Source organism: Microcystis sp. M165S2 (genome assembly GCF_020245885.1).
Lineage (GTDB): Bacteria > Cyanobacteriota > Cyanobacteriia > Cyanobacteriales > Microcystaceae > Microcystis.
Genome location: NZ_JADBTZ010000443.1, coordinates 1 through 10,190, shown reverse-complemented (window position 1 = coordinate 10,190; position 10,190 = coordinate 1). Strand labels below are relative to the sequence as shown.

At 43.8% G+C, this 10,190-nt stretch carries 11 protein-coding genes and 4 pseudogenes; 7 read left to right on the top strand and 8 right to left on the bottom strand.

The annotated features are described in order from the left end of the window. The 5 genes and pseudogenes from IM479_RS21750 to IM479_RS21735 all read right to left on the bottom strand — a co-directional run. Positions 1 to 194 (bottom strand): annotated as a pseudogene (locus IM479_RS21750) (RNA-guided endonuclease InsQ/TnpB family protein); the annotation flags it as partial. Next, positions 160 to 270: pseudogene (locus IM479_RS22910) on the bottom strand (IS607 family transposase); the annotation flags it as partial. The pseudogenes IM479_RS21750 and IM479_RS22910, both read right to left, overlap by 35 nt. 207 nt (positions 271 to 477) lie before the next feature. Further along, positions 478 to 633 (bottom strand): annotated as a pseudogene (locus IM479_RS21745) (IS4 family transposase); the annotation flags it as partial. Beyond that, a pseudogene (locus tag IM479_RS21740) lies at positions 631 to 825 on the bottom strand (IS4/Tn5 family transposase DNA-binding protein); the annotation flags it as partial. The pseudogenes IM479_RS21745 and IM479_RS21740, both read right to left, overlap by 3 nt. Before the next feature lie 235 nt (positions 826 to 1,060). Further along, positions 1,061 to 1,990, bottom strand: a complete 930-nt coding sequence (locus tag IM479_RS21735; protein WP_287685322.1) for an NAD(P)H-dependent glycerol-3-phosphate dehydrogenase — start codon at positions 1,988 to 1,990, stop codon at positions 1,061 to 1,063. A gap of 129 nt (positions 1,991 to 2,119) precedes the next feature. On the opposite strand from IM479_RS21735, the gene IM479_RS21730 reads away from it, so the two are divergent. Next, positions 2,120 to 2,551 carry an NUDIX domain-containing protein gene (locus IM479_RS21730; protein ID WP_287685321.1) on the top strand — a complete coding sequence of 144 codons (432 nt, stop codon included), beginning with the start codon at positions 2,120 to 2,122 and terminating at the stop codon, positions 2,549 to 2,551. A 59-nt stretch (positions 2,552 to 2,610) separates the two neighbouring features. On the opposite strand, the gene IM479_RS21725 is transcribed toward IM479_RS21730, so the two are convergent. Continuing rightward, positions 2,611 to 3,828 carry an ABC transporter permease gene (locus IM479_RS21725; RefSeq protein WP_287685320.1) on the bottom strand — a complete coding sequence of 406 codons (1,218 nt, stop codon included), beginning with the start codon at positions 3,826 to 3,828 and terminating at the stop codon, positions 2,611 to 2,613. A gap of 238 nt (positions 3,829 to 4,066) precedes the next feature. Then, complete coding sequence (locus tag IM479_RS21720; protein ID WP_287685319.1) at positions 4,067 to 5,551, bottom strand: efflux RND transporter periplasmic adaptor subunit; 1,485 nt, start codon at positions 5,549 to 5,551, stop codon at positions 4,067 to 4,069. On the opposite strand from IM479_RS21720, the gene IM479_RS21715 reads away from it, so the two are divergent. From IM479_RS21715 to IM479_RS21690, 6 genes are all read left to right on the top strand, one after another. Next, complete coding sequence (locus tag IM479_RS21715) at positions 5,493 to 5,639, top strand: hypothetical protein (RefSeq protein WP_002740204.1); 147 nt, start codon at positions 5,493 to 5,495, stop codon at positions 5,637 to 5,639. The genes IM479_RS21720 and IM479_RS21715 overlap by 59 nt on opposite strands. A 34-nt stretch (positions 5,640 to 5,673) precedes the next feature. Beyond that, positions 5,674 to 6,555 carry a tetratricopeptide repeat protein gene (locus IM479_RS21710; protein ID WP_287685318.1) on the top strand — a complete coding sequence of 294 codons (882 nt, stop codon included), beginning with the start codon at positions 5,674 to 5,676 and terminating at the stop codon, positions 6,553 to 6,555. Between the two features lie 208 nt (positions 6,556 to 6,763). Continuing rightward, positions 6,764 to 7,531: a hypothetical protein gene (locus IM479_RS21705; protein WP_287709295.1), complete on the top strand. Its 768-nt coding sequence runs from the start codon at positions 6,764 to 6,766 to the stop codon at positions 7,529 to 7,531. Beyond that, on the top strand, positions 7,524 to 8,345 hold the full coding sequence (locus IM479_RS21700) for a hypothetical protein (RefSeq protein ID WP_287685316.1): 822 nt from the start codon (positions 7,524 to 7,526) through the stop codon (positions 8,343 to 8,345). Before IM479_RS21705 ends, IM479_RS21700 begins: the two co-directional genes overlap by 8 nt. A gap of 244 nt (positions 8,346 to 8,589) precedes the next feature. Next, complete coding sequence (locus IM479_RS21695; protein ID WP_002793069.1) at positions 8,590 to 8,829, top strand: antitoxin; 240 nt, start codon at positions 8,590 to 8,592, stop codon at positions 8,827 to 8,829. A gap of 9 nt (positions 8,830 to 8,838) precedes the next feature. Then, entirely contained in the window at positions 8,839 to 9,267 is a 429-nt protein-coding gene (locus tag IM479_RS21690; RefSeq protein ID WP_002788601.1) for a type II toxin-antitoxin system VapC family toxin, read from the top strand. Between the two features lie 4 nt (positions 9,268 to 9,271). Here IM479_RS21690 and IM479_RS21685 read toward each other — a convergent pair whose 3' ends face one another. Further along, positions 9,272 to 9,538, bottom strand: coding sequence for a hypothetical protein (locus IM479_RS21685; RefSeq protein WP_106909610.1), 267 nt, complete (start codon positions 9,536 to 9,538; stop codon positions 9,272 to 9,274). Positions 9,539 to 10,190: the final 652 nt, after the last annotated feature.

The window sequence follows — 10,190 nt, the reverse complement described above, 5'->3', positions numbered from 1 at the left end:
GCTTGATAATCTGCGCTTGTTTTCAAAGCATGGTGTAACTCAGTCATGGTTAGAAATGGCTGATGTGAAAAGAAGGCTTGACGGTTTAAATAGACAGCACAATTATAAAGATTCTTTGATAAAAATGCCAACTTATCAAATACTAAAAATTCATTTTTATTAAATTTGATTAGATGTCTTTGAACTAATTTCATGTTCTTCCTCCAAGCACTTAATTAAACATTCGGTTTTTCTTGTTCTTCGTCTTATTGAATACAGTCGAGCGCAAAATCCCTTTTTCTTGGCATAATCTGATAGTTTCATTTCAACTGTAAGGTAAACTTGCACTAACCACAGTAGCAGTTGTTTGCTGTTATTTGCGTATATTTTTAACAAAACTTTACAATACCATTTTTCTTTATTCGTGGCCCTCCTATCCATTAGTCGCATCTTTCTTAACATAAAATTTGACAAAAAGAGAAAAGTGTGCAAGATTGCTCAAGGGCGTTCTATGGAGGGACTAATTTGATCAGATAGTTTCCAATTCTGGCTGATATCATCTAACCTTCCCAGTCCTAACCAAATAGTTTTAACACTAGGTTCACCGTCGCCTTTTCTACCTAAAAAAAACCCAAGAGAAGCAATCATTCTCACCGATGAAGGTTGAAAATAGGGTGAATTCCCAAAATCAGATCTGGCACTGGCGGCGGCTAGATTTGCCGAGTCTTGTAGTACGCGTGTGCTAGGTTAGCTGGTCAAGTTTTCCACGATACTGATTAACCTTTTCTTTCTTCTCCTGTCCCCTAGGTCTGCATACTGTAATTCTTGGGCTGCCCATTTCTCCATTTTTTTGCTCACCTCGACCTTGATTCCTCCTTTCAAAACTATACCTATCAATCGGTTCCCCTTTTTTTAAGTTTCTTCTCTTTTTGTTAAGAAAGATCTGGCTAATGGATAGGAAGGGGGGGTGAGGGCAATTAACTATCTCTGCCATTATTTTTGAAAAATGGTATGACTTGGCATCATCTCCCCACTCCCCAACCCCCCACTGATTACTGATCACTGAAAAATCTCTTGTCTCTCAATCAAATTCTGCTTTTAAATCCCGACGCATCAATTCATAAACGGCAACTTGGGGAGAAATTTCCCCGCGCAAAAGACGATCAACTTGACAGGTAATCGGTACATATAAATTTTTTTCTTGGGCAATTCTCATCAAAACTTCTGTGGTATTTATTCCCTCGGCAGTTCCCTCTAACTTTGCTAAAATCTCAGGCAAAGATAAACCTAAAGCTAATTGATAACCCACTTGATAATTGCGAGATAAAGGACTATTACAGGTAGCTAATAAATCCCCTAAACCCGATAAACCGAAGAAAGTTTCTTGACAACCTCCTAGACAAGTTCCCACCCGAACTATTTCCGGTAAAGCGCGAGTTAACAGGGCAGATTTGGCATTAGTACCTAACTGTAAACCATCGCAAACCCCAGAAGCGATCGCCATGACATTTTTGAGAGTGCCACCTAACTCAGTCCCCAAGGGATCGCTATTAAGATAAACCCGAAAAGATTCCCCAGATAATAATTTTTGTAACAATATCGCCGCTTTTTGCAGATAACTTGCTACCACCGTCGCAGCGGGTAAACCTTGATTAATTTCTTTAGCTAAATTGGGACCAGAAAGAACCACAAGGGGATTAGCGGGAAAAGCTTGATTCCACAGATGAAAAGGGGTACGAGTGGTGATTGGATCTAATCCTTTAGTAGCGGTGACGATAATTATGCGAGAATTTAATTGTAATTGCTGTAATTTTTCGATCGTTGGAGCAACTCCTTTAATCGAAACTGCTGAAATAATTACCTCAGTATCTGCTATAATAGCCCCCAAATCTTCCCCACTATGACGCGACCAAACCCTAACAGCTAAGTGATTAAGTCTAGCCAAATTAGCGAGGGTTTGCCCCCAAATTCCCCCACCTATAACCGTAATTTTCTTGGCATTTTCTAACAACTTTTATTCTCCTCCTTATTAGCGATCCCTGATCAGTTACTGGTTAGAAAGGATTCGATTTCAAGGTTATGAGTCTTAATTGAAATTATTCACCGATTACCGATAACTGTTCACTGATAACTGAAAAAAATGACAAACTATCGCAATCCTGCCGCCACTGTTGATATTATCATCGAACTGATCGACTCGCCCCACCGTCCGATCCTGCTGATTGAGAGAAAAAATCCGCCCTTTGGCTGGGCAATTCCGGGGGGATTCGTGGACTACGGTGAATCAGTGGAAACGGCGGCCATTCGGGAAGCTTACGAGGAAATCAGTTTACAGGTGCAGTTAATCGAGCAATTTCACGTCTATTCCGATCCTAACCGCGATCCACGTCAACACACCATTAGTATTGTTTTTATCGCCACGGCAAAAGGCCAACCGATCGCTGCCGATGATGCCAAAAAAGTCGGAATTTTTCATCTCTGGGAATTCCCCCAACCCTTATGCTTTGATCACGATCGCATCCTCAATGATTATCGTCGTTATCGGGATTATCAAATCCGTCCCACACATTAGAAAAACGCCGCTATTAAAGCAATCCTTGCCAAAAACGTCCCCGAAAAGAAGTTAAAAAATTATACACTTCTGAGGGCGACAATCGGTTGCAATTTAGAGGCACGATAAGCGGGAAAAACGCCAAAAAAGAGACCAATACCCGTGGAAACACTCAAAGACAGGGCGACGGCGCTGGCGGAAACAGTGGCAGCCAGGGGAGAGAAACTGGAGACTAGAACGATCGCTCCTGCACCGACGAGAATACCAAGCGCACCGCCGGCGATGGAAACGAGAGTTGATTCAATCAGAAATTGTAAGAGAATATCCTGTTCTCTGGCTCCGATCGCTTTTCTTAGTCCGATTTCCCCAGTTCTTTCCGAAACCGAAACGAGCATAATATTCATCACCCCGATACCACCGACAATCAGGGAAATACCGGCGATTAAAGCCAAAAGTAGGGTTAGACCCCGAGTAATCGTGCCGAAGATTTCGATCATCTGTTTAGCAGTTTCGACGCGAAAATCATCCTCAGCCACGATTTTATGGCGTAAACGCAGGAGATTCTGGATTTGGAACTTAGCAGCGCGGATTTCGTCCCCCGATCGGGCTGTGAGACTAATCCAACTCAACTCGACACCGTAGGGTCCGGTTTTGCCCACCAGTTGCGAGTTCATGGTGCTAAGGGGAATAATCAGCATTTCATCCTGATTATTGCCAAAAAAGGAGCCTTTCGCCTCTAAAATCCCGATCACCTCAAAACTGAGATTTTTGATCCGCAGCTGTTGACCGAGGGGATTTTGGGTGGGAAAAAGTTGCGCTGCCACTTCAGTGCCGATCACCGTTACCCGTTTGTTGCGGGCTAGATCGATATTATTGATAAAACGACCTTTTTCTAGGGTAAAATTGCGGACAGAAGCGTATTCTGGGGTGCTTCCCGTGACTAGAGCCGTCATGTTGCGATTACGATAGGAAATCAGGAAACGAGCGTTTATTTCCGGGGCGACTTCAGCGACAGTGGGAACCTGTTCGGCGATCGCCTGAGCATCGGCTAAAACCAAGGTTTTCGGTAAATTAACGGTGGTATTGCGTGCTTGTCGCGACCCTGGCACCACAAAAATGGTATTGGGTCCCAAGTTAGCAAACTGGTCATTGGCTAAGGTTTGCGCCCCTTGGCCAATACCGATCATGGCCACTACTGAAGCGTTACCGATGATAATCCCTAACATGGTCAGGCCGCTACGCACTTTATTGGCCGCTAGGGTGGAGACGGCCATTTTTAAACTTTCGATGATAAACATATCAGTTATCAGTTATCAGTTATCAGTTATCAGTTAGATAGTTGTAGGGTTTTGGGGTTTTGGGGTTTTGGGGTATTAGTTGAATTCCCCCATTCCCCCATTCCCCCATTCCCCCATTCCCCCATTCCCCCATTCCCCCATTCCCCCATTCCCCCATTCCCCCATTCCCCCATTTCCCCATTTCCCGAATCCTGACCTAGCATAAAAAAGACAATTTAGGGATACTTGTTAAAGAAAATTATTTAGATTTTTGATTAGTTTTTGAGGTATCTTGGGCTCCTTCGGGGAGATCGATAAAGACCTTTTCTCCGACTTCCAAACCTGATAAAATTTGGGTTTTATCGTCTAAGACCAAACCGATCGAAACGGGTTTAAAACTGGGTTTATTTTCGGCATCGGCAACTAAAACCCCTGACTTGCCTTCCCGGGTGACAATGGCGACAGTCGGCACGACGAGGGCATTATCTAACTGCTGGCCGACAAAAGTTACATCCACATTCATTTTCGATTTGAGTTTGTCCTGTCCCGTCACCAAACCGATTCTCACTTCAAAAGAAGTAACATTATCCTCGATAATCGCTTCGGGAGCCACGAGAATAACTCGACCTTCAAAGACTTCTTCAGGAAAAGCATCGGCGACAATTCGCACTGGTTGGCCGCGCTGTAATAAACCCACATCTACTTCCGGCACTTTAGCAATTACTTCCAATCCCGATGCTAGGGCGATAATCGAGGTGGAAGTGGCGGAAGCGGTACTGGAGGCCGAAGTGGTGGGAGTAACAAAAGAACCCTCGGTGGCGTATTTTTGGGTGATGATGCCATCAAAGGGAGCAGTAATGACCGTATCGCGGTATTGAATCTTGATTTGCTCTAAATCGGCCCTAGCAGCCGCTACAGATGATTCTAGTCGAGCAAGCTCGGTTTCTTGGGTTTTTTGGCGTTGTTCGAGGGCAAATTTCGCTTCTGCGATCGCTGCTGCCGCTCGGATCATTTCCTGCTCAATTCCGGCCACTTCTGGGGAAGCGGTTTTATCTGCTTGTTCCAAACGGCGGACCGATTCCTCTAAATTAGCTTTGGCGTTGAGATATTCATTAAGGACGGCATCAAATTGGTCTTGAGCGATCGCACCTTCCTGGACTAAATTTTCATTGCGTTTAACCCGATTTTCTGCTAGTCGAAAACGGGATTGGGCCGCTTGTACCTGAGCTTGCAGTTGGTCTAAATCTTTCGGAATTCTTTCTTTGGCCTGAGCTAAACGGGCTTCTAATTGCTTATAACTGGCCTGGGCCTGATAAAATCGGGCTTGTAATTGCCGGATATCTTCGGGAATGCTGCGTTTAGCCTGTTCCAGATTGGCTAGAGCTTCCCGTAGATGCGCTTCTGACTGCATTCCCCGGGCATACACCTCTAAATTATCCATGACGGCGAGGGTTTGTCCCTTTTTAACAATCATGCCCTGATCCACCAATAATCGCACTAATCGGCCGGGGTTTTTCGGGCTAATGTTGACACTTTGGATTGGTTCCACCCGACCACTAGCTTTAATTTCCACAGCCAGGGTTTCCCGTCGAGCAGGAACGGTCATTTTCGCCAATTCTAGGCTAGGAGGAGGTGTTTGCAGCAAGCGATAAGAAACCACTCCCACCGCCAGAAAACCACTAGCCATGAGTCCGAATATCCAAAATAGGGGGCGATTTGATTTTCCCAACACGGTTATTGCCATCGATCAGCCAAAAGTTAATTGGTTATATACTAACGTCTCTAGAGTTGCCTTTGTTGTTTCTTTAGCCAACAACTCCCAAGCGAGATAGACTGATTAAAAAAGGCCTATCGCGGGGGTAAACTGTGCCAAAACTTCAATTAATCATTTCTTTGCTCATTTTTTTCGTCGCTGGCAGCCCGCCGGCTTTTTCCCAAGCGCTACTCCCCTACGCCATCGAACCGGAGTTAGAACAGATGGAACAAGCGGGAATTGAAATGGCCGAAGATGCCATCCAATTAGCTCGTTTTCGCCGTACCGATGCGGCCCTTGGACGGGCTAAGTTAGCGGTGCAGTTAGCCCCCCATCTCTATCAAACTTGGTTTATTCTCGGTAGTTTATATCTGCAAGACAATCAGGTGCAACTCGGTATCGAGGCATTAAATCAATCTTTGTCCCTTGCTCCCGCCGATGCCCACGCTAATATTAAATTTTCCCTCGGTAGTGCCTATTTTCAGAATCAAGATTACCAGTCTGCTATTGCCCAGATTGAAGCGGGTTTGCAAATGAAACCCGATATCTCCCCCGCTCTTTTTGATCTCGGTAATTCCTATCTCAAGTTAGACCAATATCCTGCGGCGATTGCAGCTTACGAAAAAGCTGTTACTCAAGATAAAAATTTTTGGCCTGCTATTAATAATATTGGTTTAGTTAAATACGAACAGGGTGACAAGGAAGCGGCTCTTAAAGATTGGCGGGCCGCTTTGAAAATCGATCCTAAACAGCCGGAACCTCAGTTAGCTATTGCGGTGGCTATTTATAGTCAAGGTAAAACCGAGGAGGGCATCAAATTAGCTCAGGCCGCTCTCACTAGCGATAGTCGTTATGTCAGTCTAAAATTTTTAGAGGAAAATCTCTGGGGTCAACGTCTTCTGCAAGACACGGAGAAAATGTTTAATCATCCCAAAATGAAAGATTTTATCGCTCGTTTACCACAACCAACCCCAGAAGTGGAGGAAGAAAATTAAGCTTATGCAGCAAGCATTAAGATAACCCCTTAGTTAATTTGCTAGGAATTCTTGAGGCTTGCTCTAGCTAATTAAGGCTGGCTGAATATCGGTAGCAGCTTTGCTAAAAAATGGTTTTGGGACTTTATTAGCAAAACAACAAACTTTTTGCCGCAAACCCCAAATACAGTACAATTATTACAGTTAAGGGTTTAAAAAGACTGGGATGATGGCAAAGCAATCAAGGGCAATTGAGGTGACAGAACATGATAATAAATGTCCCGAATGTCTGCACCTGGAGATTTCGGGAGAACCTGTTGCGTCTGAGTCGAAGGGACCTTTTTCCCTTTTCAAAAAGTCTGAACCAGAGGCGTTTTCCCTATCGGTGCGGATTAATTTTAATGAGCAGTGGCTTGTTTTTTCCTTTGGACGGGTTAAGTTTGGTTTGCGGGGGGGAGAGTTGCGCTTAAAACTAGAGAATGGCCAAATGCCTTCTGAGTTGAGAAATGAAGCGTTGAAAAAGATTTTAGCAAGGGAGTTGGAGATTGAACGTCAGTCAGGGGGAGAACAGGAAAGCAAGTCTCAAGTAGAAGCATCAGTAACTCCTGATTTATCGAAAGCAAGCTTAAAGGGAGTTGGAGAACAGCGTCAAAAAAAGTCCCAGGTAGATAAGTTTCAGCTTAAAATAGCGCAAATTAGTCACAAGGGAGCAAATAATCAGCCTGTGTGGGTGTTCGAGAATAGGACAGGTGAGCCTGTTTTGATTGGGGAATTAGCTGATTCCCTGGGTAAAATGTTAATTGCGGGTGTTCCCTGGAGCGTTGAAGCGACATTTACTCCTGAAATGCGTCAGGTTGTGATTACGGGTTTAGAAAATTTATTTAAAGATGATATTTCTGGACACAAATTGAACGTATTTGAGTTAGCAGTAGCTAAGTTATTTTTAAAGCATAAAACCCAACCCTATCTAAGTCGTCAGGTACTACGTTATGAGTGATGCAGATTTTATTCGAGAAGTTGAAGAACTGTACCTGCGTCTTGCTAATGCAGATACAGATGATCTGGTTGAGTTAGCTAAACTTGCGGGTTTAGACCCTAAAACAGATTTAGCCGACTCTGTTTGGGTTCCCTATCCCAGCTTTGGGGAATTTCGTCAGAACACCTTAGCGGCGGCGGTGCTGACATATTATCTAGAAGAACATGGGATAGAGGTAGATGCTGCGGCGGCTGATAATGCTCAAGTGGTGCTACCTAAACTTGGTAAACTGGAAGCTTTATTAGTTCCCCAAGACTCTGGTGCAGAACCGTTGGATTTAAGCCAAGTTAAGGTCAAGATTGACCTAAATCCGGCAACCCTAGCCTATGTTTTAGTCGAGTTAGGGGAAGGAGGAGCTTGGTTAACTGGGGTTCTGTTGAGTTCGGACCTGCGCCAAGATTTCCCAGAAGGAGGCGCGGTTTCCTTGGCGATGATGAAACCCATGTCGGCGCTGCGGGAGGCTTATGGCTGGTGGCAAAAATGCCAGCAAATTACGGCGCAGTTTAGCGATAAACAAGGCTGGTCAGCGCAACAACGAACCGAGACGATCACATTTTTGAACTGGCTCTTGACAAATAGCTCAGAGTATGAACGTCCGACGCTATTAAAGGACTTTTTAGCAGAGAAGGCCAGCGAGAATCATGAGAATTTTAAACCCTTAGCCTCGAATCTCCAAGAGGTAAGGGAAGCAACGCCTGAGCCGTCTTCAGAGGGTGCGGTGGACTGGCTGGATGTGGCGATGGATTTGCTTGATGAATTGGGAAAATTTATTTAAAAAATAATCATGAAAAGCATTAAAATAATTGTCGAAAAATACCTAGATGGCTATATTGCTTAACCTTTAGGCATTGAAGTAGTTGTCATTGGCGAAGGCGAATCATATCAAGAAGTGCTAGAAGATGCGAAATCAGCACTCCGTTTTCATATTGAAACCTTTGGAGTAGAAGTTTTAGATACTGAATATTCTGTCTTAGAAGCGTCTATTATAGTAAGGTGATCATTAACAAAGAGGTCAACAGATGCAAAACTTACGTCAGGTTTCTTTACTAACAAGTGGACAAGAGCAAGTCTTAACTATTCCTCCTGAACTTGCCCTATCAAGCACAGAGGTTTTGTTACGCAAAGAAGGTCATCGCTTAATCATTGAGCCGATTTCTTCCGGTTCTCTAATTTCTTTGCTGACTACTTTGCCAGACATTACAGACAATTTTCCTGATATAGATGAAGGGTTGCTTCCCCTTGATGACATTACATTTTAGTACCACCCAATGACCTATCAATATCTGCTTGATACTAACATCCTATCACATTTGATCAGGTATCCCCAAGGTCAGGTTTTCCAGCATATTGTGGATGTCGGCGAAGAAAGCGTTTGTACGAGCATCATTGTGGCGTGTGAATTAAGATTTGGAGTGGTTAAAAGTGGTTCCTCCCGTCTGGTGCAGCAACTAGAACGCATCCTGGAGTTCTTGACAGTTTTGCCATTAGAATCAACTGTAGATAAGCACTATGCCCTAATTCGTAAACATTTGGAGCAAGCAGGAACCCCAATCGGTCCAAATGATTTACTGATTGCTGCTCATTCTCTAGCGCTTGATCTGACTCTTGTTACCGCAAATACTCGTGAATTTGAGCGTGTGCCTGCTTTGAAGTTAGAGAATTGGTTGATTGATTCTGTAATAATTTTTGGGGGATAATTTGTCATAAATGATGTTGCTGATGATGGTTTTGGATATATTCTGCCACTACTTTTTTGCGGTTTTCTCGCAATGACAAATCAGGTGGAGCATTTTCTAAAAGATGCTGAGGATGACCTCCCCGGCGTTGTAATAAAGTTTTACGCGGTTTTAAGCTTTGCCAATGTTCGTAAATGAGTTTTTTTAGAAGTTCTTCTGAGCTAATATTCTCTTCAGAAATGATGTCCGCTAGATAGTTCTCGGTTTCTCGATCTAGATTAATGGATAACATTGTTACCTCATAGGATAAATCAACATCTTTGATTATAGTAGAATGTAGGGGGCGTATTTACGGCGATAATCTCTGCTCAAACTTAAATCTAACAATCCGTCGTAACGCACCACATCTATCATTAATTTAACTACTACTTGGTGCGTTACGCTATCGAAGAGCGCACCCTACTAAAAACTCTAGATATTACCATCCTACGGACAATCCAGGGTTATTAAATCAATCACCGTTAGGCTACTGGGAACTTCGACTATCTACGACTTTTCCAGTATCCAGGTTCTCGGCTGCAATGCATAACCGCCAAAATGAGAATGTAGTCTTGCTCGATTGTATAGAGAATTGCATAGGGAAATCTGCGTGCCATGCATCGTCGGACAGCATCATCATTGACATCCTCGCCGCCGTAAAACGGACGGCGATTCCTCACCACGCCACTTTTTTAGGGTGGTCGCTGAACGGGGTTGACGCTTCACCGAAAAACGCTTAATTGCTTAAGTCTGACACTTTCTCCACGTCCATTTTGAGTGTCCGAATGCCCTCCGGCCACTTTGAACAAGTCAAAAAAATCTCATGTTCAACCTTATTTCCTAGAAAGTTTTACTCGTTCAAGGCCGAATTTGAAGTCTTTTCTGAACGAAACCCCCTACTATCT